This window comes from Panacagrimonas sp. (assembly GCF_965216805.1).
Classification (GTDB): Bacteria; Pseudomonadota; Gammaproteobacteria; order Nevskiales; family Nevskiaceae; genus Panacagrimonas.
This window is the reverse complement of record NZ_CBDCGN010000002.1, coordinates 715,869-742,026: the sequence shown is the minus strand read 5'-3', so window position 1 is coordinate 742,026 and position 26,158 is coordinate 715,869. Positions and strand designations below refer to the sequence as shown.

28 protein-coding genes are annotated in these 26,158 nt (G+C 66.4%); 10 read left to right on the top strand and 18 right to left on the bottom strand.

The genetic code is table 11. From position 1 onward, the window contains the following. Positions 1-10 precede the first annotated feature (10 nt). Positions 11-1,177 (bottom strand): cysteine desulfurase family protein, encoded by a 1,167-nt coding sequence (locus ACOOHP_RS03600; RefSeq protein WP_420465089.1) that lies wholly within the window; start codon positions 1,175-1,177, stop codon positions 11-13. A gap of 164 nt (positions 1,178-1,341) precedes the next feature. On the opposite strand from ACOOHP_RS03600, the gene ACOOHP_RS03595 reads away from it, so the two are divergent. The 8 genes from ACOOHP_RS03595 (at position 1,342) to ACOOHP_RS03560 (ending at position 7,505) form a co-directional block, all read left to right on the top strand. Beyond that, the gene (locus ACOOHP_RS03595; RefSeq protein WP_420465088.1) at positions 1,342-2,667 is read left to right on the top strand and encodes a UDP-glucose dehydrogenase family protein; all 1,326 of its coding nucleotides are present in this window, start codon (positions 1,342-1,344) and stop codon (positions 2,665-2,667) included. Between the two features lie 37 nt (positions 2,668-2,704). Further along, a complete protein-coding gene (gene cutA, locus ACOOHP_RS03590; RefSeq protein WP_420465087.1) occupies positions 2,705-3,031 on the top strand; it encodes a divalent-cation tolerance protein CutA in 327 nt (108 codons plus the stop codon). Continuing rightward, entirely contained in the window at positions 3,010-3,450 is a 441-nt protein-coding gene (locus ACOOHP_RS03585; protein WP_420465086.1) for a protein-disulfide reductase DsbD N-terminal domain-containing protein, read from the top strand. Before cutA ends, ACOOHP_RS03585 begins: the two co-directional genes overlap by 22 nt. 10 nt (positions 3,451-3,460) lie before the next feature. Continuing rightward, positions 3,461-3,988 carry a TlpA family protein disulfide reductase gene (locus ACOOHP_RS03580; RefSeq protein ID WP_420465085.1) on the top strand — a complete coding sequence of 176 codons (528 nt, stop codon included), beginning with the start codon at positions 3,461-3,463 and terminating at the stop codon, positions 3,986-3,988. Positions 3,989-4,113: 125 nt separating this feature from the next. Next, on the top strand, positions 4,114-4,560 hold the full coding sequence (aroQ, locus tag ACOOHP_RS03575) for a type II 3-dehydroquinate dehydratase (RefSeq protein WP_420465084.1): 447 nt from the start codon (positions 4,114-4,116) through the stop codon (positions 4,558-4,560). A gap of 7 nt (positions 4,561-4,567) precedes the next feature. Next, positions 4,568-5,050 (top strand): acetyl-CoA carboxylase biotin carboxyl carrier protein, encoded by a 483-nt coding sequence (gene accB / locus ACOOHP_RS03570; protein WP_420465083.1) that lies wholly within the window; start codon positions 4,568-4,570, stop codon positions 5,048-5,050. Between the two features lie 16 nt (positions 5,051-5,066). Then, complete coding sequence (gene accC / locus ACOOHP_RS03565) at positions 5,067-6,425, top strand: acetyl-CoA carboxylase biotin carboxylase subunit (RefSeq protein ID WP_420465082.1); 1,359 nt, start codon at positions 5,067-5,069, stop codon at positions 6,423-6,425. A gap of 69 nt (positions 6,426-6,494) precedes the next feature. Continuing rightward, positions 6,495-7,505, top strand: a complete 1,011-nt coding sequence (locus tag ACOOHP_RS03560) for a class 1 fructose-bisphosphatase (RefSeq protein ID WP_420465081.1) — start codon at positions 6,495-6,497, stop codon at positions 7,503-7,505. A gap of 6 nt (positions 7,506-7,511) precedes the next feature. On the opposite strand, the gene ACOOHP_RS03555 is transcribed toward ACOOHP_RS03560, so the two are convergent. The 14 genes from ACOOHP_RS03555 to ACOOHP_RS03490 form a co-directional block, all read right to left on the bottom strand. Then, on the bottom strand, positions 7,512-7,868 hold the full coding sequence (locus tag ACOOHP_RS03555) for a DUF1428 domain-containing protein (protein WP_420465080.1): 357 nt from the start codon (positions 7,866-7,868) through the stop codon (positions 7,512-7,514). Next, on the bottom strand, positions 7,868-8,302 hold the full coding sequence (locus ACOOHP_RS03550) for a VOC family protein (RefSeq protein ID WP_420465079.1): 435 nt from the start codon (positions 8,300-8,302) through the stop codon (positions 7,868-7,870). Before ACOOHP_RS03550 ends, ACOOHP_RS03555 begins: the two co-directional genes overlap by 1 nt. A 135-nt stretch (positions 8,303-8,437) precedes the next feature. After that, a complete protein-coding gene (locus tag ACOOHP_RS03545; protein ID WP_420465078.1) occupies positions 8,438-9,760 on the bottom strand; it encodes a sigma 54-interacting transcriptional regulator in 1,323 nt (440 codons plus the stop codon). Positions 9,761-9,875: 115 nt separating this feature from the next. Then, positions 9,876-10,766, bottom strand: coding sequence for a DUF3014 domain-containing protein (locus tag ACOOHP_RS03540; protein ID WP_420465077.1), 891 nt, complete (start codon positions 10,764-10,766; stop codon positions 9,876-9,878). Positions 10,767-11,021: 255 nt separating this feature from the next. Next, positions 11,022-12,017, bottom strand: coding sequence for an LLM class flavin-dependent oxidoreductase (locus ACOOHP_RS03535; protein ID WP_420465076.1), 996 nt, complete (start codon positions 12,015-12,017; stop codon positions 11,022-11,024). A 28-nt stretch (positions 12,018-12,045) separates the two neighbouring features. Beyond that, a complete protein-coding gene (locus ACOOHP_RS03530; protein WP_420465075.1) occupies positions 12,046-13,026 on the bottom strand; it encodes a restriction endonuclease in 981 nt (326 codons plus the stop codon). Continuing rightward, a complete protein-coding gene (locus tag ACOOHP_RS03525) occupies positions 13,023-13,835 on the bottom strand; it encodes a dienelactone hydrolase family protein (RefSeq protein ID WP_420465074.1) in 813 nt (270 codons plus the stop codon). Before ACOOHP_RS03525 ends, ACOOHP_RS03530 begins: the two co-directional genes overlap by 4 nt. 29 nt (positions 13,836-13,864) lie before the next feature. Continuing rightward, on the bottom strand, positions 13,865-14,371 hold the full coding sequence (locus tag ACOOHP_RS03520) for a DUF1993 domain-containing protein (protein WP_420465073.1): 507 nt from the start codon (positions 14,369-14,371) through the stop codon (positions 13,865-13,867). A 62-nt stretch (positions 14,372-14,433) separates the two neighbouring features. Beyond that, positions 14,434-14,892 carry an alternative ribosome rescue aminoacyl-tRNA hydrolase ArfB gene (gene arfB, locus ACOOHP_RS03515; RefSeq protein WP_420465072.1) on the bottom strand — a complete coding sequence of 153 codons (459 nt, stop codon included), beginning with the start codon at positions 14,890-14,892 and terminating at the stop codon, positions 14,434-14,436. After that, positions 14,889-16,037 carry a cysteine desulfurase family protein gene (locus ACOOHP_RS03510; protein WP_420465071.1) on the bottom strand — a complete coding sequence of 383 codons (1,149 nt, stop codon included), beginning with the start codon at positions 16,035-16,037 and terminating at the stop codon, positions 14,889-14,891. The genes arfB and ACOOHP_RS03510 overlap by 4 nt, the downstream gene beginning before the upstream one ends. A gap of 44 nt (positions 16,038-16,081) precedes the next feature. Continuing rightward, positions 16,082-16,882: a serine O-acetyltransferase gene (gene cysE, locus ACOOHP_RS03505; RefSeq protein WP_420465070.1), complete on the bottom strand. Its 801-nt coding sequence runs from the start codon at positions 16,880-16,882 to the stop codon at positions 16,082-16,084. Between the two features lie 31 nt (positions 16,883-16,913). After that, positions 16,914-17,438: a hypothetical protein gene (locus ACOOHP_RS03500; protein WP_420465069.1), complete on the bottom strand. Its 525-nt coding sequence runs from the start codon at positions 17,436-17,438 to the stop codon at positions 16,914-16,916. Beyond that, positions 17,431-17,793, bottom strand: a complete 363-nt coding sequence (locus tag ACOOHP_RS03495; protein WP_420465068.1) for a hypothetical protein — start codon at positions 17,791-17,793, stop codon at positions 17,431-17,433. The genes ACOOHP_RS03500 and ACOOHP_RS03495 overlap by 8 nt, the downstream gene beginning before the upstream one ends. Beyond that, on the bottom strand, positions 17,790-18,566 hold the full coding sequence (locus ACOOHP_RS03490; protein ID WP_420465067.1) for an RNA methyltransferase: 777 nt from the start codon (positions 18,564-18,566) through the stop codon (positions 17,790-17,792). The genes ACOOHP_RS03495 and ACOOHP_RS03490 overlap by 4 nt, the downstream gene beginning before the upstream one ends. A gap of 108 nt (positions 18,567-18,674) precedes the next feature. Here ACOOHP_RS03490 and ACOOHP_RS03485 point away from each other — a divergent pair, with 108 nt between their 5' ends. Together ACOOHP_RS03485 and ACOOHP_RS03480 are read left to right on the top strand one after the other, a co-directional pair. Continuing rightward, entirely contained in the window at positions 18,675-19,475 is an 801-nt protein-coding gene (locus ACOOHP_RS03485) for an inositol monophosphatase family protein (protein WP_420465066.1), read from the top strand. A 12-nt stretch (positions 19,476-19,487) separates the two neighbouring features. After that, positions 19,488-21,206 (top strand): potassium/proton antiporter, encoded by a 1,719-nt coding sequence (locus ACOOHP_RS03480; protein WP_420465065.1) that lies wholly within the window; start codon positions 19,488-19,490, stop codon positions 21,204-21,206. Positions 21,207-21,251: 45 nt separating this feature from the next. On the opposite strand, the gene ACOOHP_RS03475 is transcribed toward ACOOHP_RS03480, so the two are convergent. The 3 genes from ACOOHP_RS03475 to fadB all read right to left on the bottom strand — a co-directional run bounded on the left by ACOOHP_RS03475 (position 21,252) and on the right by fadB (position 26,062). Continuing rightward, on the bottom strand, positions 21,252-22,490 hold the full coding sequence (locus ACOOHP_RS03475; protein WP_420465064.1) for an acetylornithine/succinyldiaminopimelate transaminase: 1,239 nt from the start codon (positions 22,488-22,490) through the stop codon (positions 21,252-21,254). A gap of 155 nt (positions 22,491-22,645) precedes the next feature. Next, positions 22,646-23,806, bottom strand: a complete 1,161-nt coding sequence (fadA, locus tag ACOOHP_RS03470; protein WP_420465063.1) for an acetyl-CoA C-acyltransferase FadA — start codon at positions 23,804-23,806, stop codon at positions 22,646-22,648. 102 nt (positions 23,807-23,908) lie between these two features. Beyond that, entirely contained in the window at positions 23,909-26,062 is a 2,154-nt protein-coding gene (fadB, locus tag ACOOHP_RS03465; protein ID WP_420465062.1) for a fatty acid oxidation complex subunit alpha FadB, read from the bottom strand. Positions 26,063-26,158: the final 96 nt, after the last annotated feature.

The following is a 26,158-nucleotide window of genomic DNA, read 5'->3' as shown; positions in this document are numbered from 1 at the left end:
CGATGGTCAGTCAGGTGGAAGCCGGTGCCAGCGCACGCAGTCGCTGCACTTCATGGCGCACACGACGGATCGCGGTATCGACGTGCGCGACACCGGTATCGCGGCCGAAAGAGAACCGCAGGGACGCCTGCGCAAGAAACTCGCCACGCCCCAGCGCGCGCAGCACATACGAGGGCTCGGCGGTGGCCGACGAACATGCCGCCCCGCTGGACACCGCCAGGTCGTGCAGCGCGGCGCGCAGGGATTCGCCCTCCACGCCCTCGAAACTGAGGTTGAGAATATGCGGCGCCGCGTGATCGGCGTCGCCGTTGCGCAGCACGCCCGGCATATCCTGCAATCCGCGCCACAGGCGCTCGCGCAGGCCCGTTGCGTGCTCGGCATCGGCCATGAGGGTGCGCTGAGCCCGGGCGCAGGCCGCTCCCATACCGACCACCTGATGCGTCGCCAGGGTGCCGGAGCGCATCCCCCACTCGTGCCCGCCGCCATGCATCTGCGGTGCCACCCGAGCCCGTGGCCGTCGCCGCACGAACAACGCACCGACGCCCTTGGGGCCATAAAGCTTGTGCGCCGACAGCGACATCAGATCCACCGGCACCTCGCGCACGTCGACGGGCAGCTTGCCGGCGGCCTGCGCGGCGTCGACGTGCAGCATCACGCCGCGCTCGCGCAAGGCGGTCGCGATGGTGGGGATGTCCGTGACGTTGCCGATTTCGTTGTTCACCCACATCAGCGACACCAGCACCGTCTCCGCGCCAAGCGCCTGCATCACCTGCGGCAAGGTGATGCGGCCAAGCCGGTCCGGTTGCAGGTAGCTGACGCGCACCGGCCGAGTGGCGCCGGCGGTCTCCAGCCAGCGGCAGGCGTCGAGCACGCATTTGTGCTCGATGCGCGAACTCAGGACGTGGGCGCGGCCCCGCGCATGGAATTCCACGGCACCCTTGATCGCCAGGTTGTTGGACTCGGTGGCACCGCTGGTCCAGACCACCTCCTCAGGCTGCGCGCCGATCAAACCGGCCACCTGCGCCCGGGCCTGCTCCACGGCATCTCGCGCGGCGCGCCCGGCCACATGGTCGGAGGCCGGATTGGCAAAACCCCGGCCGGGCGCCAACCAGGCCTGCATGGCCTGCCAGGCTTCTTCGGCCAGCGGCGCGGTCGCGGCGTAGTCTAGGTAGATCACGCCGCACAGTATCGGCGCTCGGGCCGCGCAGCACGAGCCCGAAGGGCGGCGGCCGCCGTTTCATGAAGAAAATATGACGGCCCTTCTTCGCAACCGTAAAATTTTTGTGACACTGGCCCGGTAGCCTGTCGGGATCGATCCCGTGCCCTCAGGAGGGCTCAAGCTTGAACATCACCATTTTCGGCTCCGGCTATGTCGGACTGGTCACCGCCGCCTGCTTCGCCGATGCCGGCAACGACGTGCTGTGCGTGGACGTGGACGCCGCCAAGGTCGAGCGCCTGCGTCGTGGCGAGTGCCCGATCTACGAGCCGGGCCTGGAGAGCCTGCTGGTGGACAACGCCTGGGCAGGTCGCCTGCGTTTCACCACGTCGGCCGCCGAAGGGGTGGCGCACGGCCTGTACCAGTTCATCGCCGTCGGCACGCCGCCCAACGAGGACGGCTCGGCCGACATGCAGTACGTGCTGGCGGTGGCCAAGTCCATCGGCCAGCACATGAGCGGGTACCGCGTGGTGGTCAGCAAGTCCACCGTGCCGGTGGGCACCGCCGACAAGGTGCGCGAGGCGATCGCGATCGAGCTGCAGACGCGCGGCGCCGACATCGAGTTCGACGTGGTGTCCAACCCCGAATTCCTCAAGGAAGGCGCGGCGGTGTCGGACTTCAACAAGCCCGACCGCATCGTGGTGGGCGTGTCCAGCGACAAGGCGGCGGAGCTGATGCACGCGCTGTACGCCCCGTTCAACCGCAACCACGACCGCATGATCGTGATGGACGTGCGCTCGTCCGAACTCACCAAGTACGCCGCCAACGCGATGCTGGCGACCAAGATCAGCTTCATGAACGAGATGGCCAACCTCGCCGAGGCGCTCGGTGCGGATATCGAAAAAGTGCGCCTGGGCATCGGCAGCGATCCGCGCATCGGCTTTCACTTCATCTACCCTGGTTGCGGTTACGGCGGCTCCTGCTTCCCCAAGGACGTCAAGGCACTGGCACACACGGCCAGCGCGGTGGGCTTCGAAGCGCGCCTGCTCAACGGCGTGGAGGCGGTCAACAAGCGCCAGAAAAACCGCCTTTTCCAGAAGCTGCAGAAGCACTTCGGCAGCCTGCAGGGCAAGACCGTGGCGCTGTGGGGGCTGGCCTTCAAGCCACGCACCGACGACATGCGCGAAGCGCCGTCGCGCGCCTTGATGGAAGCGATCTGGGCCGCGGGGGGAAACGTGCGCGCCTATGATCCGGTGGCGATGGACGAGGCCCGTCGTCTCTACGGCGAGCGCGACGACCTGGTGCTGGCGACCTCGCCGGAGGACGCAGTGCTTGGCGCCGACGCCCTGACCATCGTCACCGAGTGGCGCGTATTTCACTCACCCAACTTCGAGCGCCTGGCCAGCCTGCTCAAGACGCCGGTCATTTTCGACGGCCGCAACCTGTATGAACCAGCGTTAGTCGAGAAAGCCGGAATCGCCTACTACGCCATCGGGCGCGGGCGCAGTTGAACGGCGGACCGCGCGTTGCCGCATCCCACCACCACCCATGACTGACGCTTACCTGATGGTTTACTGCACCTGCCCGGTCGACGCTGCCGAGGCCCTGGCGCGTACGCTGGTGGAAGCGGGCGCCGCCGCCTGCGTCAATCGCCTGGACGGCGTGCAGTCCACCTACCGCTGGAACGGCGGGATCAGCACCGATCACGAGTCGCTGCTGTTGATCAAGTCCACCAGGGCCGCATTCGAGGTGCTCAAACAGACCATTCTCGCCCATCACCCCTACGAACTCCCGGAGATCGTGGCGGTCCCTGTGGCCACGGGGCATGCGCCCTACCTCGCCTGGATCGCCGAGTGCGTCTCCTCTTCCGCTTGATTTTGCTTTGCGCCATGGGCGTGCGGCCTGCCGCGGCCGGCCTGCTCGATGGCCTGTTTCCGGACGACGGCATCGTGCCGGTGGAAAAGGCTCTGGCGCTTCAGCCGCCGCTATGGGATGGCAACGTATTGGTTTTGGGTTGGGACATCGCCCCCGGCTGTTATCTCTACCGAGACAAGACCATCATCGAGGCGGTAGAGCCAGTGGGGCAGATTCTGGGCCAGGCCTCCTGGCCTGCGGCGCAGGCGTATCGGGACGAGCACTTCGGCAAAGTGCAGATCTACCGGAACGCGGTGCAAGTGCAGTTCCGGCCCTCCAAAGCCGTACCGACGACCTTGCGCATCCGCTTTCAAGGATGCGCGGAGGACAAAGTTTGCTATCCCCCCCAAACGCGCCTGGTCCAGGTGCCTGCACCCTGATGCCTGTTCCGTGAAAAAAATCGTTCCGCTTGTGCTGGTCGCCCTGGTTGCCGGGATCGGCGGCTTTCTCGCCTACCAATGGGTGCACAAACCGCGCGCCAGCGATGGCGACAGCGCGATGGCGCCGGAACTGGAGATGGCCACCCTGGACGGCAACACGCTGCGGCTGTCCGACCAGCGCGGCAAGCTGGTGCTGATCAATTTCTGGGCCACCTGGTGTCCTCCCTGCCTCAAGGAGATTCCGCTGCTGGTGGAGGCGCAAGCACGCTACGGCGACCGTGGTCTGCAGATCCTGGGTCCTGCGATGGACGACCCCGAACAGGTGCGAGCCATGCTCGGGCGCCTGAAAATCCAGTACCCCGTGCTGACCGGCGAAATCGCGGTGTCGCGTGCCATGGACGCCCTGGGCGACACGCTCGGCGCCCTGCCCTTTTCCGTACTGATCTCGCCCGAGGGGTACGTCATCCAGCGCAAGCATGGCGAGTACGAGCGCGCCGAGCTGATCGAACTGGTCGAAGCGCACCTGCCGCAGCCATGACCCGGGCCCGGTCGGCAGCTTGAATTTGCGGCGAACGGCTGCCAAGTAGCGCATAACGTCCGCCAAGTTTTCTTCGCGCGACGCTTGGGGCAGAATGACGGCACTACGCCTCGCCGACCGCCCCCTTGAGCCATCTGCTGCTGCTGAACGGCCCCAACCTGAACCTGCTCGGCAGCCGCGAGCCCGAGGTTTACGGCGCCACCACCCTGGCAGAGATCGAGGCCGACGTGACGCGCCGCGCGGCCGATCTCGGCCATCGCCTGAGCTGTTTTCAGTCCAACCATGAAGGCGCTCTGGTGGACCGCGTGCAGGCAGCGCGCGGCGACGTCGACTTCATCCTGCTCAACCCCGGCGCCTATACCCATACCAGCGTGGCCCTGCGCGATGCGTTGCTGGGCGTGGGCATCCCGTTCATCGAAGTTCACCTGTCGAACGTGCATCGGCGCGAGAAGTTTCGACATCACTCTTATTTTTCGGACATCGCGGTCGGCTCCATCGTGGGCCTGGGGCCCATCGGTTACGGGCTGGCCCTGCACGCCGCACACCAGCGCCTGACCGGCACAGGAGACTGACATCACTATGGACCTACGCAAGATCAAGACCCTCATCGAGCTTGTCGAGCAATCCGGCATCTCGGAACTCGAAGTCAAGGAGGGCGAAGAGTCGGTCCGGATCAGCCGCAACACCGGGCCGGTCACCCAGTACCTGACCGCGCCCGCCGGCATGATGGCACCACCACAGGCGCCGGCCGCCGCCGCACCGCCCCCCGCTGCCGCGCCAGCCCCGGCCGTGGCACCCGCGCCCGCCGCGCGGCCCGCGGTGGACAACCGCCACACCGTGCGGGCTCCCATGGTCGGCACCTTTTATAGGTCCGCCTCGCCGGGGGCCAAGCCCTTCGTGGAAGTGGGGCAGACGGTCAAGTCCGGCCAGACCTTGTGCATCATCGAGGCGATGAAGATGCTCAACCAGATCGAATCCGACCGTGCCGGCGTGGTAGCGGAGATCCTGGTGGATAACGAAACGGCGGTGGAATTCGACCAGCCGATGTTCGTCATCGAGTGAGCGAGGCGCCCACTCCATGAGGGATATCAAGAAAATCCTGATCGCCAATCGCGGCGAGATCGCCCTGCGCATCCTGCGCGCGTGCCGCGAGATGGGCATCAAGACCGTGGCCGTCTACTCGCAGGCGGATCGCGATCTCAAGCACGTGCTGCTGGCCGACGAGGCCGTGTGCATTGGCCCCCCCAATGCACAGAAAAGCTATCTCAACATGGCCGCGCTGATCAGCGCGGCCGAGATCACCCAGGCCGACGCCATTCACCCGGGCTACGGTTTCCTGTCGGAGAACGCCGACTTCGCCGAAAGCGTCGAGCGCTCGGGTTTCATCTTCATCGGCCCGCGGTCCGAAACCATCCGTCTGATGGGCTCCAAGACCAACGCCAAGGCCGAGATGATTGCTGCCGGTGTGCCTTGCGTGCCCGGTTCCGAAGGCGAGCTGCCGGAAGACGAATCAGCCTGCGTGGCAATCGCCGAAAGAGTCGGCTATCCGGTTCTGATCAAGGCGGCTGCGGGCGGCGGCGGCCGCGGCATGCAGGTGGTACGCCAGCCCGAGGAACTGCTGGGCAAGATCCAGATCGCTCGCACCGAGGCGCTCAACGCGTTCAAGGACGCCAGCGTGTTCCTGGAGAAATTCCTGGAGGCGCCGCGCCACATCGAAGTGCAGGTTCTCTCAGACGGCCAGGGCAACGCCATCCATCTGGGCGAGCGCGACTGTTCGATGCAGCGGCGCAACCAGAAGGTGGTGGAGGAATCTCCGGCGCCCGGCATCAGCGAGGAACAGCGCGACGAGATCGGCAACCTGTGCGTGGAGGCCTGCAAGCGCATCAACTATCGCGGCGCCGGCACGTTCGAATTTCTTTATGCGCAGGGCAGTTTCTATTTCATCGAAATGAACACGCGCATCCAGGTGGAGCATCCAGTCACCGAGATGGTGACGGGCGTGGACCTGATCCGCGAGATGATCCGCATCGCCGACGGCAAGAAGCTGACCAAGAAGCAGGGCAACATCCGCCTGCGCGGGCACGCCATCGAATGCCGCATCAACGCCGAGAATGCACGCACCTTCAACCCCTCGCCCGGGACCATCCAGCAATACCATGCCCCCGGCGGTCCCGGCGTGCGCATGGATACGCACATCTACTCCGGCTACAAGGTGCCACCGCATTACGACTCGATGATCGGTAAGCTGATCTGCTGGGGCAACACGCGCGAATCCGCCATCAACCGCATGAAGGGCGCGCTGTCCGAGATGATCATCGAGGGCATCGAAACCAACGCCGCGCTGCAGCAACGCATCATGCGCGACGACGCGTTCGTCAAAGGCGAGCACAACATCCACTACCTGGCCGGCATGCTCGAGCGCTGGGCACAGGAATGATGAAGGGCGTCCGAGCGGTCGGAAAAGTCAGGGAACCCGCAATGAGATTCAAACGCTAACGCCCAAATCATGAAACCCGTTTTTCTGACCCAGTTCCTGATCGAGGAGCAGCGAGCCAACGGCGGAGCCGCGCCGGACCTGCGCCTGTTGATCGAGGTCGTGACCCGCGCCTGCAAGCGCATTTCCATCGCCATCGGCAAGGGCGCGCTTGGCGGCGTGCTCGGCGAAGCCGGCACCGGCAACATCCAGGGCGAAGCGCAGAAGAAGCTCGACGTGCTGTCCAACGACATCCTGATGCAGGCCAACGAATGGGGCGGCCATCTGGCCGCGCTGGCGTCGGAGGAGATGGAACACCCGCAGATGATCCCCGAGCAGTACCCCAAGGGCGGATATCTGCTGCTGTTCGATCCGCTGGACGGCTCCAGCAATATCGACGTCAACATCTCGGTGGGCACCATCTTCTCGGTGTTGCGCGTACCGGAGGACATGAAACACGGCGACCCGGAAAAGGCTTTCCTGCAGCCCGGCGTCAAACAGGTCGCGGCGGGTTACACCGTATACGGACCCAGCACCATCCTGGTTCTGACTATCGGCACCGGCGTGCACCAGTTCACCCTGGATCGCGAGATCGGCAGCTTCGTACTCACCCAACGCAACCTGCGCATTCCCGAGCAGACCCAGGAATTCTCCATCAACGCGTCCAACGCGCATTACTGGGAGCCCCCGGTGAAGCGCTATATCGATGACTGCCTGTCCGGCACTGACGGCCCGCGCGGCAAGAACTTCAACATGCGCTGGGTGGCGTCCATGGTGGCGGACGTGCATCGCATCCTGACTCGCGGCGGGGTCTTCATGTATCCGTTGGACAGCAAGACCCGGGCGCAGGGCGGCAAATTACGCCTGATGTACGAGGCCAACCCGATGGCCTTCATCGTGGAACAGGCCGGCGGCGCGGCCAGCACCGGCCGCGAACGCATACTCGATATCCAGCCCACCAAGCTGCACCAGCGGGTGCCGGTGGTGCTGGGCTCGCGCGAGGAAGTTGAGACCGTGGCGCGCTACCACCACGCCGAGGCCTGAACCCGCTCAGGCTCCGATCAGACTCTTGAAGCCGCCCCAGAACATGCGCTTGCCGTCGAAGGGCATCGACTTGGGATCCATCTTCAGACGCGGGTCGGCCATCACCTTCTTGAGCACGGCGTCACGGCTCTTGCGCGACGGGTAGGTGATGTAGGCAAACACGACCACCTCGCCGTCTTTGAGCTTCACGCTCTGTGGGAACGAGGTCCGCTTGCCGGGCTTGACGTCGTCGGCCACCGCCTCGACGTATTCCAGCGCGCCGTGCTCGCGCCAGACCTTGGACGCCAGCCTGGCCATCTTCTTGTACTCGCCGAGCTTGTCGCCCGGCACCGGCACCACGAAACCGTCGAAGTAACGCGCCATCACACTGCTCCTGCGGTGGGGTTGTTGGCCCGCGCCGCCTGCAGGGCGGCCGGGTCCATATGGAAAGGTTCCCAGATATGACCATCCAGATCCTGGAACACATGACTGTACATCCAGCCATGATCCTCTGCGGAACGGAATAAACGTCCGCCGGCGGCCTGCGCCCTGGCGGTCATCGCCTCGACCCTTGCACGGCTGTCGAGTTGCAGCGCGACCAGGACCTGGGTTTCGCGGTGCGCGTCCACGCGCCGGTACGGCGTGAAATCCGCGAAACGCCGACGCGTCAGCAGCATCGCCTGGTATTGCGGCCCCAGGATCAGACAGGCCGCGCTGACGTCGGTGAAGGCGGGGTTGAACGCGAAACCCAGAGATTCGAAAAAACGCATTGACGCCGCCGGATCCCCGACGGGCAGCTTGACGAACAGACCCTGCACCTGCAGGGCTTGGCATTCAGCGGACGTCAGTGATCTCCGATCAGTCGGATTGCAGCCCGTAAGCAGGATCACTGATATCGACGGACCGGACCCGCGGAATTCGACAATCCGTCGGGATTTTTTCTCTCGCCGGGGTCAAGCGGTGGTGCCGTAAATCTTGTGACTGTGATGGTCCTTGGGCTCCCACAGCGCGATGCCGTTGGCGATGTCCTCGGCCGGAATCAGCAACTCGCCAGCCGCGCGCCCGGCGCAGTCGACAAAGGCGGCTTCCAGGGTGCGGGTGAGCGCGCGGGCGTTGCCGTGCCAGCGGCAGTTGCGGATCACATCCCAGGCGTCGTCGCGCAGCCCGGTCGGTGCCTTCCAGGTGGTGCAGCCTTCGGCCAGGCGCGCCATCACGCTGGCGGTCACCGCGATCATGTCCTCTTCGCGCTGTGCCAGTTCCGGAACCTGCAGGGTGGCGGCGCCGAGGCGGGTGAATTCATCGATGTTCACCGAGTCCATCAGATGCTGCCAGGAGCGGTTGGTGGCGAACAACAACGCGCAGTCCAGCTTCTGCTTGGCCGCTGCACCGAAGGGCAGATACTGCCCGTTGTCCAGCGCTTCCATCAGCACTTCCATCACCGGGCCGACCACACCGTGGGATTCGTCCAGAAAGCACACCCCGTCGCGCGCTTGAGTGAAAGCGCCGATGCGCGCGCCAGCGCCGGGGAAGGCGCCGGCGACGTGACCGCAGAGCAGCGACTTCACCGCCGACTTGTCACCGGTGTTTTCCGCCGCCAGGTTCACCGATACAAAGCGGCCTTTGGAGCGCACCAGAAAGTAGTAATAGGCCAGCGAGGTCTTGCCGGCACCCGGCCCGCCCAACAGGTAGGCACGATGGATGCCGTTCTGCGCGAACGCGCGCACGCGCCCCACCAGTGACTGCAGCTTGCTGCTGAAGACGAAGAAATTGCGATAACCGGGGTTCTCCACCTCGGTAGTCACGGGCATTCGGATGACGTTGTCTTCGATGACCGTCTGCATGCGTTCGCCCAGCGCTGCCGAGACCCCATCCAGATCGGGCGCCAGCAACAGGCGGGTGCCGGCCAGGCGCTGTTCGGAGGCGCGGCGGTCCAGCCAGCGGCCCAGGCTCACCAGCTGCGAGGGGCGCACCGCCACGATCAGGGTCAGGGGCCGCCCGCCGCGGCGGATGGCCAGCACCGCATCGGCCAGCGCGTCCAGCGCCGCCACGTCCAGAAACAGCGCCAGCACGAAATCGCTGTTCATCGGCTCGCCCTGATAGCTCGCCGGCACCGCGCGAAATTCGAAGCGACGCCCGACCGCGAGGTGATGGTGAAACGCCCCGACACGCTCGTTGTCGCGCAGCAGCGCGTCGCCGGTGTAGACGATCAGGTCGGGCGCAGCGGCACGATCCGTACCGGCTGCGTTGCGTTGATTGCGATTGCCGAGCCCGAACATGAAGTCTCCAGAAATTCGATGCGTCGACGCTAGCGCCCGCACCGCCCGCCGACGATAGCGGGCCCGACGAAGCGCCGCGCGCTGCCGATCGGCGGGCGCGCCGGCGGCAACCGGCTCAGTTTGCGGACTGGGGCGACAGCGCCAGGATCGCGCTGCGAATCTCGCGCAGCTTGGCCTGAACCTGAGCGGCGTGGTCGCGCCCCAGGCGCAGCAGCAGCTTCTGGCCGGACGAGCGCTCTTCCAGCGCGGGATCGGCGTACAGGTACAAGACCTTGGGCCGCACCAGCGCCACCGGCTCGGGCACCGCGGGCGTGGCGAGCAGATGATCGAGAATCTCGATCAGGCGATCATTGAAGTAGCGCTTGCGCGGATTGCCGATACGGTCGTAGGCATCCTGGAACAGCGGGTAGTAGCGTCGATAGGCGGCCGCGAAGGCCTGCGCATCGACCGCGGTGAACGCGTCGACCAGCGGTGCATAGCGTGCGGCGTTGGAGTCCGCCAAGTACAGGGTCTGCTCCTCGCCCTGCCCTTGGGTTTGAGCGGCCAGCGGCCCTGGCACACGGCGCACCGGTCGCAGCCACAGCGGCAATGGCTCGCGATCCAGGGAATCCACCGTCAACACGATGCGACGGATAAGATCGCGCGGAATCAGAAAAGTCTCGACCGGCTCGGCGCCGAACAGCTCGCGCAGGGTGGCGACCGCGGGCTCGTCGCTCGCTTCCAGTTCCGGCAGCCGCCCCTGGCTGGGAGCGGTCACCTCGCCTTGCGCAGCATCGTCGCCCGCTTCGCCGATCTCGCCGGCTTCCGGCAGCGGATCGGGCATGGGATGAACGATGGGCGGGTCCGACGCCGCCTCCTCCGGATCCGGCAGCACGGTGTCGTCGTCCGCAGACGGTGGCGGCATCCACTGCGGCTCCGGCGCGGTATCGGGGCGAAAGTAGTAGTAATAGATGCCGGCCAGCACGGCCAGCCCCACTACCACCCCCACCCAGGCTGAACGGTTCATCGTCGGTTCTCCTTGGCTGGACCGCGCGATACGTTGGCTGCGCCTTGCGAGATGCCAGGATCGCGCCAGCGTCCCGCCACCGTCGCCGCGACGCGCCACGCGGGGCTCAGGTCGTGGCGCGCCGCGCCGAACGCGACACGGTGTGTCGTCCGGCGACCTGCGCGATGCATTCTGTGCACGCGGGCTCGGACCTCGTCCGACTCCGCCAGTTCAGCGCCCATCCGCGCGCAGCTGTTCGAGCATGTGCTCATCGGTTCAGCCCGACGCGCACGCCCGCGCCAGCAAACGGTAGGAATCCAAACGCTTTTCGTGACTCCAGATGTTGGTCACCACCATCAGCTCGTCGGCCGCGGCGTCGGCCTGCAGCGCCAGCAACTGCTCGCGCACCTGCTGCGGCGAGCCGACGATGCTGGGTCCGCGGCTGCGCCGCAGCAGCTCGCGATCGGCCTCGCTCCAGGGATAGGCCTGCGCCTCTTCGGGACTGGGCAGCGGCAGGTACTCGCCGCGTGCGATGCGCAGCCACGCCAGTTGCATGGTGGAATCCAGGGTCTGGGCTTCCTCTTCGGATTCTGCGCAGGTCACTGCCACGGCCAGGATCGCGTGCGGCGCCGGAAACGAATCGGATGGACGAAAATTGTCGCGGTATGCCCGCACCGCCGGCGCGGCCGGCTCGGGGCTGAAGTGAGTGGCAAAGCTGTAGCCGAACCCCGACTGCCCCGCGGCGGCGGCGCTCGCACCACTGGAGCCCAGGATCCACACCGGCGGCAGCGCCACGTCGTCGGGCATCACGCGCACCTTGTGCAACAGGTGTCCGGGCGAGAATCGCGCCTGCGACAGGAACAATAGCTCCGACATCAGAGGCGAGAACTGTTCACCGCCAAACGCGCGCAAGGCACGGCTGGCCGCCGGCTCGGACCCCGGCGCGCGGCCGATGCCCAGATCGATACGTCCGGGATGCAGCGCCGCCAAGGTGTGAAAGGCCTCCGCCAGGCGCAGCGGCGCGTGATTGGGCAGCATCATGCCGCCGGAGCCGACGCGGATGCGCCGCGTGGCCGCCGCCACGTGGCCGATCAGAATCTCCGGGGCGCTGCTGGCAACGCTGGGCATGCTGTGATGCTCGGCAAACCAATAGCGGGCGAAACCGAGCTCTTCGGCCAACCGCGCCAGATCCACGGTGCGACGCACGGCCTCCGAAGGCGGCGTGCCGTCGGGAACGGGTGCCAAGTCGAGTACGGAAAGGATGGGGGTCATGGCCGAAGCCTAGCGGACTCAATCGCGATCAGACAGCCGCAACGGCCCCCTCGCCGAACACCGCGTCGAGCAGATTGCTGCGCTGGCCTTCGGTGAGGGCTTCGATCTCGGTGACCAGGGTCAGCGCGCCCTTGAACTCGATCGCCTTGCCGCGCGCAAAGTCGCGTGCCTGCGCATCGAAATCGCCGCGCGTGGCGATCGCGCCGTGCGGACTGCCGAGATGATGCATGAGGCCGAACAACTCGCGCACCGGTGCCGCACCGAGCGTCGATTCCGCACCCAGATGGCACCACACCAGACCATGAAGGCGATCCGCCTGCACGCCACGACGCAAGGTCAGGCACACCGCGCTGTCCGTGCGCTGATCGAGTTCCACCCGCAGGCCGCGCCAGCGCCACAACTGCCGGCACAGCGATTCGAACTGCGCGTTGTCCAGCGCCCGGATCACCTGCATGGACCACTGCTGCGGGCGCGGTGCCCGCGCTTGCATGCTCGGTTCCTGCACCAGGGTCTGCGCGCTGCGCACACGCTCGCGCAGCACGCGACGATACGGATCGGGACGCCCCAACGCGGCGCGCTCGATTCGCCGCTGCTGCCATGCCGGCCAGGCACGGCGCCACAAGGCGCGGATGAGCAGCAAGCCCAGCAAGACGCCGGCCGCCATCCACACCCACCGCTGCGCCAGCCAGATGCGCCAGCGTTCGACATCGCCGATCACCGAGCCGACACGTTGCGCGCGCCGTTTCCAGTACCCCAGCGAATCGATCCCATCCTCGCGCGGACGCGTGTCCGCAGTATCGACATCGGCTTCGGCCGCGAGCGCGGGCACCGTCATCGGCAACGTGCCGATGCCGCTGGGCGGGGCGTCGGGCGCGTCCGCACACGGCTGATCCTGCACCGCACGCGCGCCGCCCTCGTCGACACAGTTCCAGTACGGTTGCTGCGCCTGGACGGCGCCGGTCACGCCACCGATCAGCCAACCCGCGATCAGCAGCAGCGCCGGTTTCACGGCCCCGAGGCGGCGAACGATTCGGCCAGAAAATCGTGCATGGTGGCAAACGCGCGCCGCGCGATCTTCTTGTCGTACATCGCCGCGCCGGGCTGGTCGGCATGCGGATCGGTGAACGAATGCACCGCGCCACCATAGCTCACCAGCTGCCAATCGGGCTTGACCCGGCGCATCTCGTCGACGAAGGCCTGCACCTGCTCCGGCGGCACGTAAGGGTCGGCATCGCCATGCAGCGCCAGGATGCGGGTGCGGATGGGCTTGTCCTGCGCTGGTGCTTCGAGCGCCAGATTGCCGTGCAAGGACACCACCGCGGCCAGATCGGCGCCATCGCGGGCCATTTCCAGCACGGTGGCCCCGCCGAAGCAGAAACCAATGGCCGCGACCTGGTCCGGCACCACCGGCAGCTTGGCGCTGGCGGCGTAATCCACCGCGGTGCGCTGTGCCGCCGCAGCGCGCTTGCGCAACTCGGCGCGATCGCCGTAGAGCGCTCCCACTGCAGCGCCGGCCGCCTTCTGGTCCGCTGGCTGCTCGTTGACGCCGTACATGTCGGCCACGAACACCACGTAGTCCTCGCCGGCAATCTCGGCGGCCTGGGCGCGATTGGCCTTGGTGGCGCCCAGCCAATTCGGTACCAGCATCAGCAGCGGCCTCGGCGCGGTGCTGGCGTCGTCGTAATACACATAGCCGCGATGCTGGCGTTGGTCGATACGGTAATCGACCGCTTGCTCCACCATGGCGGCTTGCGCGGCTGCACTCAATCCCAGCAGAGCGGCCAGCAGGCCGGCTGCTCGCAGCGTCGTCTTATTCATGATCGGACTCCGGTGAGGGGAACGGTCGCTCACGACCGACCCAGAAAATCGAACTTGCTCAGCTCCACGCCGTTGTGACGCAGGATGTCGTAGGCCGTGGTGCAGTGAAAATAGATATTGGGCAGCACAAAGGTCTGCACGTAAGCCTCGCCGGCAAAACTCAGCTCGCCACGCGGCGTCTTCAGGACGATCGCCTTGTCCTCGCTGCCGTCGAGCTGCGCCGGCGTCAGCGCGCGCAGGACGTCCAAGGTGCGGTCGATGCGCACCTGCAGGTCGGCAAAGCTTTGCTCGTTGTCCTCGATCCGCACGGGCTCCAGATCGCCGAGGCGCGTGACGCAGTTCTTGGCCATGTCGCAGGCAATCTGCACCTGGCGGGTCAGCGGGAACATATCGGGATACAGGCGTGCCGAGGTCAGCACCACCGGGTCGATCTTGCGCGCCTCGCAATGCTGCGCGCCCTTGGCCAGCACGCCACGCAGGGCGCTCAGCGCGCGCACGAAGTTGGGAACCGACTGCTGATACATGCTCAATGCCACGGGCGACTCCTGTTGGATCGGACGCCACGATTCTACCCGCCGAACATGACGAGTCGGGCCGGTTATTCGGTCGGGCCCTCTTTGCGTCGCAAGCGCTTGACGGTGCCGCGGCGCGTCTTGTCGTCCACGCGGCGACGCTGCGCGGACCGCGGCACCCGCGTGGCCTTGCGCGGACGCGGCGGTTGCGACACCGCCTCGATCATCGCCGCCAGCCGCGCCAGCGCGGCATCGCGGTTCTGCTCCTGGCTGCGGAACTGCTGCGCCTTGATCACCACCACGCCGTCGTCGCTGAGGCGCTGATCGCGGCGGGCCAGCAGGCGCGTCTTGATGTCGTCGGGCAGGCTGGATGACTTCACATCGAATCGCAGGTGAATGGCCGTCGAAGTCTTGTTGACGTTCTGACCGCCGGCGCCCTGCGAGCGCACCGCGCGCATCTCGATCTGGCTCAGCGGCACGACCAACACGGCGCCGACGCGCAGCACGTCCGTCGCCGCGCCGGAGGGTTCGTCCTCGGCGGTCACGACGATGCTGCCGCGTCCACGATACGGCCCAGGGCATGCAGAAAACCCTGAACGTCGTCCAGCCTGTTGTCCTTGCCCAGGCTGGCGCGAATCGCGCCCTTGGCGACGGCGGGCTCGTATCCCATGGCGAGCAGCACGTGACTGGGTTCGCCCGAGCCCGAGGCGCAGGCCGAGCCCGACGACACCGCGTAGCCCTGCCGGTCCAGCGCCATCAGCAAGGCCTCGCCGTCCCATCCGCGCACCGCGAACTGCACGGTGTTGGGCAGGCGTTGCGGCGCATCGCCGCCGAAGATCAGGGTGTCGCCGCGCGCACGCAGGCCGGCTTCCAGCGGTTCGCGCAAGGCCAGCAGGTGGCGCGCGCGCGCATCGAGTTCGGCCAGCGCCAGTTCCGCGGCAGCGCCGAAGCCGACGATGGCAGCGACGTTTTCGGTACCGCCGCGCAGGCCGCGCTCCTGCGCGCCGCCGTGCTGCACCGGCTGCAGATCCACATGACTGCGCACCACCAGCGCCGCTGCCCCCTTGGGACCGTAGATCTTGTGGCTGGACAGGCTGAGCAGATCGCAGCCCAGCTCGGCAACATCCACCGCGATCTTGCCGGCAGCCTGTACGGCGTCCACGTGCAGCGGCACGCCGCCGGCCTGCGTCAGCGCAGCCAGCCGCGGGATGTCCTGGATCACGCCGGTCTCATTGTTGGCGCGCATCGCCGACACCAGGCTCACCGGAGCGCAACGGAGCTGCGCTTCGAACGCGTCGAAATCGATCAGGCCGTCGCCGTCGACCGCGATGGCGTCGATCTCGCAACCGCGACACGCCAGCGCTTCGGCCGCTTCCATCACGGCCGGATGATCGGTCGCCCCGTACAGGACCCGGTGCAGGACCCGGCCGCGGGGATTGCCGGCGAGCATGCCCTTGAGCGCGAGATTGTTGGCCTCGGTGCCGCCGGAGGTCCACACAATCTCCTTGGCTTCGCAGCCCACCAGGCGCGCCACCTGCACCCGCGCCTGCTCCACCGCGTCGCGCGCAATGCGGCCATAGCGGTGCAGGCTGGAAGCGTTGGCGGCCGGCCCGGACAGATAGGGCTCCATCGCCTCCAGCACCCGCGGATCGAGGTGAGTGGTGGCGTTGTGGTCGAGATACACCGGCATCGTCGTAGTGCGCCTCAGGGCGGATCGCCGCGGCAACCTTCAGGTCAGGACTTGGGCGGCGGCCGCGATTCGCCCGAAGCCAGCGAGTCCAGCACCTTGCCCTCCCGACAGAAGTCGGGGAGCTCGTATTTCGAAAGCTCCATCTCCGGCATGCGGGCGTCCATCTGGTGCAGGAACTTGCACACCTGTACCAACCGTTCGTCGAGCTGGTCGATATGTTCGGCGAGGCCGGCGAAGGCATTGGCCACCGGGTCGGTCATATCGCGGGTCAGGCCGTAGGCGTCGAAGCCGAGTTTTTTGGCGGCGGCAGCAAAGGCCTGCGACGGCTCGCGGTTCTCCGCGACGATGCGCGCCGGGATCCCGACCACGGTCGCCCCGGGCGGCACTTCCTTGACCACGACCGAGTTGGAACCGACGCGCGCGCCTTCGCCCACGGTGAAGGGACCGAGAATCTTGGCGCCGGCGCCCACCACCACGTTGTTGCCCAGGGTAGGATGGCGCTTGCCCTTGTTCCAGCTCACGCCACCCAGGGTGACGCCGTGGTAGAGGGTGACGTCGTCGCCGATCTCTGCGGTTTCGCCGATCACCACGCCCATGCCATGGTCGATGAACAGGCGATGGCCGATGCGCGCGCCGGGATGGATCTCGATGCCGGTCAGCCATCGCGCGATGTGCGAGTTGAGTCGCGCCAGCCAGCGCAGGCCGCGCAACCACAGCCAATGACTGACCCGGTGACCCCACACCGCGTGCAGCCCGGGATAACAGGTCAGGACTTCCCAAACGCTGCGCGCGGCGGGGTCGCGCGCGAAAACGCTGCGGATGTCTTCTCGGATGCGGGACAGCATGGCGCTTCGCCGATAGAAACGGACACCGATTCTACCGCCGACCCGGCCCCGGCAGACCCGGCGGGGATTTTGGCGGATCGGGCCTGATGCCCGGCGCACGACCGACGCGCATGTCCGAGGCGGGGGCATGGGCATCAGGCGACGAGGCCTGCGGCTTGTGGTGCAGTCCATGGCGCAAGCCCGAGCCCACTCCGCGATTGATTGCCTGGATCGTGTCGTACACCGCGCCGGCGATCAGATCGTGCGTCTTGTGCACGATGCGGGTGGTGTCGCGCGTGACCGGGATCGCTTCGAGTATGCCGAAGGGGATCGCGGCGATGCCGTGATGCACCGCACGCACCAGGTGGGCGCTACCGGACACCGCTGTTTCCGACAGGCGCTGCGCCTGCGCGAGCTGTTCCTGCGCGCGCGACAGCCGCCGCGCCTCGGCCGCCTGAAACCGGCGACGGCGTACCGCGGCCAGCAGTCTCTGCGCGCGCCGATGCAGCGACCACAGCCCCGCTCCCAGCCCCGCCAGAGCCATCGTCAGCAGCAGACTGGCGAGCAGCTCAGCCACGCGCGTCGACCACGCGAATCTCGGCCTGGGCACCGTACCTGGGCAGCTCCAGCGCGACAATTCTGGCGGCCTCGCGGCCCACGATCTGGCGCAGCAGGCCGGGGGTGAGCCGACCCAGCGCCCCGGCAGCCCAGTGCTTCTGCACCGCCAGCTCCACCGGGTTGAGGATGCGGATGCTCAGGGTCGGGCAGGCGTCCTGCGCCATTTGCATCAATGCGGGTTCGGCGGCGCCATCGAGCTGCGCCTGCCGGGCTTCCAGCGTCGTCAAAGCCTTGCGCAACCGGTGCCACCCCAGCAGCAGCAGGACCGCCAGGACCAGGTTCGAGGCAAGCAGCGACAGGACAAGGATGTTCATGCGGAGTCGCTCGGGGGCGGAGGACGTGGACCGCGGCGCTTCGGTGTTTCCACCGTGGTCAGCAGGCCGCGAAGCAGGTTGAGTTCGTTGCGATCGGGCCGCGCGCGGTTGAACAGTTGGCGCAGGCGGCGCATCAGCAGGCGTGGATTGGCAGGGTCCAGAAACCCGGTCGCCAGGGCCACGCGCTCCAGATGTTCGAAGAACAGCTCCAGTTGCTCGTGGGTGGCCGGCAGATACCAGGGATGGTCCTTCTTGAGCGAGAACTGCGGCGGCGCCACCGCCGCCTTGCGCAGCTCCCAGGCGTAGATCTGCACCGCGGCGGCCAGGTTGAGCGAGCCATACTCGGGATTTGTGGGCACCAGGGTCTGGGCCTGGCACAACTCGATCTCTTCGTTGCTCAGCCCGGTGCGCTCGGCACCGAACACCAGCGCCACCTGGCCAGCCGTGCTGGCGTGCAGCAGTTGTTCGGCAGCGGCAGCGGGCGGCAGCGGTTCGTCACCCAGGTGCCGCGGCCGAGCGGAGCTGGCGACCGACCAGTGGCAATCCTTGAGTGCCTCGGCGAGGTCGTCGACGACCCGCGCGCTTTCCAGCACGCGCTCCGCCCCGACGGCCCGGCGGGTGGCCTCAATGTCGGGAAACTGGCGTGGCTTTACCAGCACCAGCTGCTCCAGACCCATGGTGAACATGGCGCGCGCGGCGGCGCCGATGTTGCCGGGGTGTTGCGGCTGCACCAGCACGATACGGACGCTTGAAAGCGGAGATGCGGCGGACATTCGGGACTGGTGAAATTTCTGAAAGGGACGGCCGCCTGGCGGTCGTCAGCGGGACGGGTCGGATAGCTTCTCAGAATGAAGGCACGGTGCGTGCCTTAAACTAACGTCATGCATCCCTTGATCAACATTGCCGTTTCGGCCGCGCGCAGCGCGGGCAACTTCATCATGCGCCACCAGGACCGCGTGCCCCAACTGCAGATCGAGCGCAAGGGCCGCAACGACTTCGTCACCATGGTCGATCGCGGAGCCGAGCGCGAGATCATCAATACGGTACACAAGGCCTATCCGCAGCATGCCATTCTGGGCGAGGAAGGCGGCAAGATCGGCGATAACGAAGTGGTGTGGATCGTCGATCCGCTCGACGGCACTACCAATTTCCTGCACGGCTTTCCGCACTACGCGGTGTCCATCGGCATCCAGGTCAAGGGGCGTCTGGAACACGGGGTGATCTACGCGCCCTGTACCCAGGACCTGTACATCGCCAGCCGCGGTTCGGGCGCCACTCTGAACAACCGCAAGATTCGCGTCAGTGGCGCCAAGGACATGGACCAGGCGCTGATCGGCACCGGCGTGCCGATCCGCGCGGTGAACCTGGACGCCTACATCCCGATGCTGCGCAGCGTGGTCGCCAACACCGCCGGCGTGCGCCGCGCCGGTTCGGCCGCTTTGGACCTGGCCTACGTGGCGGCGGGTCGGCTCGACGCGTTCTGGGAGTTGAACCTGAAACCCTGGGACATCGCGGCCGGCATGGTGCTGGTGCAGGAGGCCGGCGGTTTCACGTCGGAAATCTACGGCCAGCCCGATCCGCTGAGCACCGGCAATATCCTGGTGGCCACTCCCAAACTGCACCCGATCTTCGTCGAGCTGCTGGGCCAGGCGTCGGGCGGTTACACCCCTGCGACCGACTGATCGCGGGGGCGCATGGAACTCAGCAATCAACTGATCTTCCTCGCTGGCTCGCTGTTCATCACCAGCATCCTGGCGACGGTGATCACGCCGCGGCTGGGCGTCCCCTTGCTGCTGATCTTCCTGATCGTGGGCATGCTGGCCGGCGAGGACGGCCCCGGCGGCGTGCAGTTCGACGACTACGGTCTGGCCAGTCTGGCCGGCACTGCCGCGCTGGCGGTGGTGCTGTTCGACGGCGGCATGCGCACCTCTCATGCCTCGTTCCGCCTGGCGGTCGCTCCCGCGGCAACGCTAGCCACAGTCGGCGTCATGCTGACCACCTTGTTGGTCGGCGGGTTCTCCGCGTGGATGTTCGATCTGTCCCTGGCCGAGGGCATGCTGATCGGCGCCATCGTGGGATCGACCGACGCAGCGGCGGTGTTCTCGCTGCTGCATACCAGCGCGGTCAAGCTCAACGAGCGGGTGACTGCAGCGCTGGAGATCGAGTCCGGCACCAACGACCCGATGGCGGTGTTTCTCACCATCGCGCTGCTGCAATACCTGTTGGCGCCGACCGACTACTCCTTCGCCGACTCGCTGTTGCTGCTGGTGCAGCAGATGGGCCTGGGCGCGCTGATCGGCATCGCGGGCGGCCGCGGTGCGACGTTCGCGCTCAACCGGCTGGAACTGAGCGATTCGCTGTACCCGCTGATGGCCTTGTTCAGCGGCTTTCTCATCTTCGGCTTCACCGGCCTGCTCGGCGGCAGCGGCTTCCTGGCCGCCTACCTGGCCGGCATGGAACTGGGCAATCGCCGGGTGCGCGGCATCGCCGGCATCAAGCGCTTTCACGACGGCGTTGCCTGGATGGCGCAGATCGGCATGTTCGTGATTCTGGGTCTGTTGGCCTCGCCACGGGATCTGCTGCAGGTCGCGGTGCCGGCGATGCTGATCGCGCTGGTGCTGATGCTGGCGGCGCGCCCACTGGCGGTGTTGCTGTGCCTGCTGCCGTTCCGCTTTCCGATGCGCGAACAGGTGTTCATCTCCTGGGTGGGTCTGCGCGGTTCGGTGCCGATTCTGCTCGCCACCTATCCGCTGCTTGCCGGCGTGGAGAACGCCGGTTTGTTCTTCAACGTGGCGTTCTTCATCGTGCTGGTGTCGCTGGTGGTGCAGGGCTGGACCATCGCGCCGGCGGCCAAACTGCTGGGTCTGAACATTCCCGATTCGGCGGCGCTGGTGCGCCGCGTGGACTTCGATCTGCCCGGCACGCGTGGCTACGAGATCGTCAGCTATCGCATCGGCGATTCGTCGCCCCTGATCGGCATGAAGTCGCGCCAGCTACCGCTGGACGACATTTCCCGCATCGTCTGTCTGGCACGTCGCGGCAAGATCATCAGCTATCGCGACTGGGGCAATCTGCGCGCCGGCGACTACATCTCGCTGCTCGCCTCGCAGGAAGAACTGCCCAAGCTCGACAAGTTGTTCCAGGCGCAGGTCAGGCCGCAGTCGGCTGCCGAGGAGCAACGCTTCTACGGCGAGTTCAGGATCGACCCGTCCGCACCCGCCGACGCCCTGGCCGAGGCCTACGGTGTGCCGGTGCCCGAAGCGGCCAAGGGTCGCAGCGTCGCCGCCTTCTTCGAGACCGTGATCCCGCGCCCCGTGATCGGCGACCGTCTGCGGCTCGGCGAGGTGGAGCTGGTGGTCAAGCGCCTGGACAGCGATCACGTCGCCGAGATCTGGCTGCGACTGCCGCATTAGCGCTTTCGATCGCGCCTCGCACGCGGCGCAGCGCGTGATCGCGTTTCAGCCGTTCGACACACGCGGCAGCGCCGCCAACTCCGCACAGGCGGCATCCATGCGGCGCAGACCCTCGGCCATTTCCGCTTCGGTTATCAGCAGCGACGGCGCCATGCGCACCACCTCGGGGCCGGCAACCAGCGTCCACAGCCCGTGGCGCAGGCAGGCCGTGACCACGTCCTTGGCACGGCCGCGCCAGGCCGCGCTCATCGGCGCGCCCAACAGCAGCCCAAGCCCGCGCAGCTCTTCGAACAGGCCGTACCGCCCGGCCAGTTCCGACACCCCGCGACGCAGTTGCTCGCCACGCGCAGCGACGTTGGCCAGAGTCTCGGGCCTGGCGATTTCCTCGACCGCCGCCAGCGCCACCGCGGTGGCCAGCGGGTTGCCGCCATAAGTGGACCCATGGGTGCCGAAACCCAGGCTGGCCGCCAGATCGTCGGTGGTCAGCATCGCCGCCACCGGAAATCCGCCGCCCAGGCCCTTGGCGGTGGTCAGCACGTCCGGCACCACGCCGTACTGCTCATGGGCGAAGAAGGTGCCGCTGCGCCCGTTGCCGGTCTGTACTTCGTCGTAGATCAGCAAAGCCTGGTGTTGGGTGCACAAGCGGCGCACGCCGAGCGCGAATTCTCGGGTGGCCGGCGTCACGCCACCTTCGCCTTGCACCGGCTCCATCACCACCGCGCAGGTCTTGGCCGATATGGCCTGCTCCAGCGCGGACAGATCGTTGAACGGCAGATGGGTAATGCCGCCGGGCAACGGCTCGAAACCCTGCGTGTACTTGGCCTGTCCACCGACGCTAACCGCGAACAGGGTGCGACCGTGAAAGGCGTTGTGGAAGGCGATGATCTCGCGCTTGTCCGGTGCGTGATGCAGCGACGCATGCTTGCGCGCCAGTTTGAACGCCGCTTCGTTGGCTTCCGAACCGCTGTTGGCGAAGAACACCTTGCTGGCAAAGCTCAGCTCGGTCAGGCGCTGGGCCAGGCGCAAGGCCGGCTCATTGGTCATGACGTTGGACACGTGCCACAGCCTGTTGGCCTGCGCAGTCAGCGCGGCGACCAATTTGGGATGGCAGTGGCCCAGGCCGGTCACCGCGATGCCACAGGCGAAATCCAGGTACTCGCGACCCTGCTGGTCCCACAGGCGTACACCCTCGCCGCGCACCGGGACGATCTCGTTGGGCGCGTAGTTGGGAACCATGACCTGATCGAAGGTCTTGCGGGTGACCGACATCGGCAAAGCAGACATGACACACCTCGTAATGTGGGCGCCCGAGGTGGCGCCCCACTCAGTTTTCAAATGTTAGCGAAACTGTGCGGCCAAGCCGGACAACGCGGCGGCGGCGTCCACAAAAAAGCGGGGCCGCGTACCGCCGGCCCCGCTGATAACGGCCGGTCGGGTCGTCAGTGCATACGCTCCAGCACGGTGGCCACGCCCTGGCCCATGCCGATGCACATGGTGGCCACCCCGAACTGCGCATTCTTCTCGTTGAGCACATGGGCCAGCGCGCCGGTGATGCGGGCGCCGGAACATCCCAGCGGGTGACCCAGCGCGATGGCGCCGCCTTTGGTGTTGATGCGGTCCATGCGCTCGGTGAGCTTGAGGTCCTTGATCACCGCCAGCGACTGCGCGGCGAACGCCTCGTTCAATTCGAAGTAGTCGATATTGTCGATGCTCAGGCCCGCCGCCTTGAGCGCCTTTTGCGTGGCCGGCACCGGGCCGATGCCCATGATGGCCGGATTGCAGCCCGACGCCGCGGTGGACACGATGCGGGCCAGCGGCTTCAGGCCGAGGGCCTTGGCCTTGTCGGCGCTCATCACCAGCACGCAGGACGCGCCGTCCGAAATCGCCGAGCTGTTGCCGGCGGTGACCGAACCCTTGGGATTGAACGCGGGCCTGAGCTTGGCCAGGTCGGCCAGGTTGGTGTCGGCGCGCACCACTTCGTCTGAGTTCACCACGACCGGGATGCCGTCCGCATCGTGACCTTCCACCGACACCACCTGCCCGGCGTACTCGCCGTTCTTGAACGCGGCGGCGGCTTTCTGGTGCGATGCCAGCGCAAACTGGTCCTGCTGTTCGCGACTGATCTGGTGGGTCTGGGTCAGCATCTCCGCGGTCAGGCCCATCATGGCCGAGGCCTTGGCGGTGTTGATCGACAACTCCGGGGGGCCGTCGAAACCATGCGTCATCGGCACGTGGCCCATGTGTTCGACGCCGCCGCAGAGATACGCATCGCCCATGCCGGCCTTGATGTTGGCGTAGGCAATGTGGATGGCGGTCATCGACGAGCCGCACAGACGATTCACCGTCTGGCCGGGCACGGTGATCGGCAGGCCGGCCAACAGTGCGGCGTTGCGGGCGATGTTGAACCCCTGCTCCAGGGTCTGGATCACGCAGCCCCAGATCACGTCTTCGATCTCGGCGGGCTTGAGTGCCGCGTTGCGTTTGAGCATTTCCTGCATCAGCCGCGCCGACAGCACTTCGGCGCGCACATTGCGGAAGGCGCCGCCTTTGGAGCGGCCCATGGGGGTGCGGATGGCATCGACGATGACGACGTCAGTCATTGGAATCTCCGGGAATCGGGAATCGGGAGTCGGGAATCGTCCAAAGCGGGGCGGGCTCGTTTTTCACGATTCCCGACTCCCCACTCCCGATTCCCGGCTTCATCACTTCTGGTAGTAGGTTTCGCCCTTCGCGGCCATTTCCTTCATCCGCTCGGTGGGTTCGTAGAGCTTGCCGTGATGCGCGTAGGGTGCGCAGCGGGCAATGACTTCCTTCATGCCCAGGCGATCGCAGTACTTCAGCGCGCCACCGCGAAACGGCGGAAAGCCGATGCCCATGATCAGGCCCATGTCGGCCTCGGCCGCCGAACCCACGATGCCTTCCTCCACGCAGCGCGCGGTCTCGATGATCATAGGGATCATCAGCCGCTCAAGAATCTCGAGGTCCGGCATGTCGACCTGGCCATTCGGCTGCAGCGGCGCGATCAGCTCGTAGGTGCTCTGGTCGATGACTTTCTTGGGTTTGCCCTTGGGGTCGGTCTCGTACTTGTAGAAGCCGATACCGTTCTTCTGGCCGTAGCGCTTGGCCTCGTACATGACGTCGATGATGGTGCGCCTGGTGCGTCCCATGCGATCCGGGTAGCCGGCGGCCAGTACTTCGCCGACATGGTGCGAGGTGTCGATGCCAACGACATCCTCCAGGTAGGCCGGGCCCATCGGCCAGCCGAACTCCTCCAGCACCTTGTCCATCTTGACGAAGTCGGCGCCGTCGTTGATCGCGAATTCCCAGCCGGCGAAATACGGGAACAGGATGCGGTTGACCAGAAAGCCGGGGCAGTTCTTCACCACGATCGGCGTCTTGCCCATGCTGGCGGCGTAGGTCGCGATGGTGGCAATCGCCTCCTTGCTGGTCTTTTCGCCGTAGATCACCTCGACCAGCGGCATGCGATGCACCGGGTTGAAGAAGTGCATGCCCAGGAAATTCTCGGGATGCTTCATCGCCGGGGACAGATCGTCGATCGAGATCGACGAGGTGTTGGACGCGATGATCGTGCCCGGCCTGACCGCAGCCTCGACTTCGGCCAGCACCGCCTTCTTGATCTTGGGATTCTCGACCACCGCCTCGACCACCACATCAACGGTGCCGAAGTCGCCGTAGTTCAGCGTCGGGCGGATGTGGCCGAGCACTTCTCCGGCCTTGGCCGCGGTCATCTTCTTGCGCTCCACTTCCTTGGCCAGCAGCTTGTTGGCCTCGTTGACGCCCAGTTCGAGCTGCTTGTCGGCGATGTCCTTCATAATGATCGGCGTGCCCTTCACCGAACTCTGATAGGCGATGCCCCCGCCCATGATGCCGGCGCCGAGCACCGCGGCCTGCTTGATCGGCTTGCCGATCTTGGCGTAACCCTTGGCCTTCTTCTTGACGATCTGATCGTTCAGGAACAACGTCACCAGCGCGTCGGCCTGCCAGGTCTTGGCGACCCGGGCAAAGCCCTGACCCTCGATCCTGATCGCCTCGTCGCGCGACTTACTGGCGCCCTTCTGGATGCCTTTCACCGCTTCCATCGGCGCCGGGTAGTGCTTGCCGGCCTGGCCGGCGATGAAGCCCTTGGCGGTTTCGAACACCATCGAGGCTTCCATCGGATTGAGCTTGAGCGGACCCATCTTCTGTGCACGACGTGCCTTCCAGTCGCGCTGCCCGCCGATGGCCTGCTGCAGCAGCGACAGCGCAGCGGCCTTGACCTTGTCCGGCGCCACAACCGCGTCCACCGCGTGCATCTTCAGCGCCACATCCGGCTTGACCGGGTTGCCGCCGGCGATCCATTCGATGGCGTTGTCGGCGCCGATCAGGCGCGGACAGCGCACGGTGCCGCCGAAACCGGGAATGATGCCGAGCTTCACTTCCGGAAAACCGATCTGCGCGGCGGTGGACATCACCCGGAAGTCGGTCGACAGGCACATCTCGAAGCCGCCGCCCAGGGCCACGCCGTTGATGGCGGTGACGCTCGGCAACGGCAGGTCCTCGATCGCGTTGAAGACCTGATTGGCCTCCCAGCACCAGGCGGCGATCTCTTCTTCGGTGCGCTGGAAGACCGCGCCGAACTCGGTGATGTCGGCGCCGACGATGAACACGTCCTTGGCCGAGGTCACGATCAGGCCCTGCAAGTCTTTGGCAGCGGCCAGCGCAGCAGCGGCCTCGCCCAGCTCACGCACGGTGCGGGCGTCGAACTTGTTGATCGATTCGCCCTCGCGGTCGAAGCACAGCTCGGCGATACGGTCCTCCTGGTGGACCGTGACCTGGATGGATTTACCTTGATACATGGGCGCGAACTGCCTCCGGAATCGAGTGGAAAGGGGGTGCAGGCGAAGAAGGCGAGCATCGAAACATCGAGCCGCTGCGCCTGGGAGAGATAAGAC

What these genes read in the sequence shown, in the direction of transcription:
- cutA (WP_420465087.1), top strand. Translation starts at nt 2,705, where the DNA reads ATGACTGACGCTTACCTGATGGTTTACTGCACCTGCCCGGTCGACGCT.
- accB (WP_420465083.1), top strand. Translation starts at nt 4,568, where the DNA reads ATGGACCTACGCAAGATCAAGACCCTCATCGAGCTTGTCGAGCAATCC.
- accC (WP_420465082.1), top strand. Translation starts at nt 5,067, where the DNA reads ATGAGGGATATCAAGAAAATCCTGATCGCCAATCGCGGCGAGATCGCC.
- ACOOHP_RS03560 (WP_420465081.1), top strand. Translation starts at nt 6,495, where the DNA reads ATGAAACCCGTTTTTCTGACCCAGTTCCTGATCGAGGAGCAGCGAGCC.
- ACOOHP_RS03555 (WP_420465080.1), bottom strand. Translation starts at nt 7,868, where the DNA reads ATGGCGCGTTACTTCGACGGTTTCGTGGTGCCGGTGCCGGGCGACAAG.
- ACOOHP_RS03545 (WP_420465078.1), bottom strand. Translation starts at nt 9,760, where the DNA reads ATGTTCGGGCTCGGCAATCGCAATCAACGCAACGCAGCCGGTACGGAT.
- ACOOHP_RS03540 (WP_420465077.1), bottom strand. Translation starts at nt 10,766, where the DNA reads ATGAACCGTTCAGCCTGGGTGGGGGTGGTAGTGGGGCTGGCCGTGCTG.
- ACOOHP_RS03535 (WP_420465076.1), bottom strand. Translation starts at nt 12,017, where the DNA reads ATGACCCCCATCCTTTCCGTACTCGACTTGGCACCCGTTCCCGACGGC.
- ACOOHP_RS03525 (WP_420465074.1), bottom strand. Translation starts at nt 13,835, where the DNA reads ATGAATAAGACGACGCTGCGAGCAGCCGGCCTGCTGGCCGCTCTGCTG.
- ACOOHP_RS03510 (WP_420465071.1), bottom strand. Translation starts at nt 16,037, where the DNA reads ATGCCGGTGTATCTCGACCACAACGCCACCACTCACCTCGATCCGCGG.
- cysE (WP_420465070.1), bottom strand. Translation starts at nt 16,882, where the DNA reads ATGCTGTCCCGCATCCGAGAAGACATCCGCAGCGTTTTCGCGCGCGAC.
- ACOOHP_RS03495 (WP_420465068.1), bottom strand. Translation starts at nt 17,793, where the DNA reads ATGAACATCCTTGTCCTGTCGCTGCTTGCCTCGAACCTGGTCCTGGCG.
- ACOOHP_RS03490 (WP_420465067.1), bottom strand. Translation starts at nt 18,566, where the DNA reads ATGTCCGCCGCATCTCCGCTTTCAAGCGTCCGTATCGTGCTGGTGCAG.
- ACOOHP_RS03485 (WP_420465066.1), top strand. Translation starts at nt 18,675, where the DNA reads ATGCATCCCTTGATCAACATTGCCGTTTCGGCCGCGCGCAGCGCGGGC.
- ACOOHP_RS03480 (WP_420465065.1), top strand. Translation starts at nt 19,488, where the DNA reads ATGGAACTCAGCAATCAACTGATCTTCCTCGCTGGCTCGCTGTTCATC.
- ACOOHP_RS03475 (WP_420465064.1), bottom strand. Translation starts at nt 22,490, where the DNA reads ATGTCTGCTTTGCCGATGTCGGTCACCCGCAAGACCTTCGATCAGGTC.
- fadA (WP_420465063.1), bottom strand. Translation starts at nt 23,806, where the DNA reads ATGACTGACGTCGTCATCGTCGATGCCATCCGCACCCCCATGGGCCGC.
- fadB (WP_420465062.1), bottom strand. Translation starts at nt 26,062, where the DNA reads ATGTATCAAGGTAAATCCATCCAGGTCACGGTCCACCAGGAGGACCGT.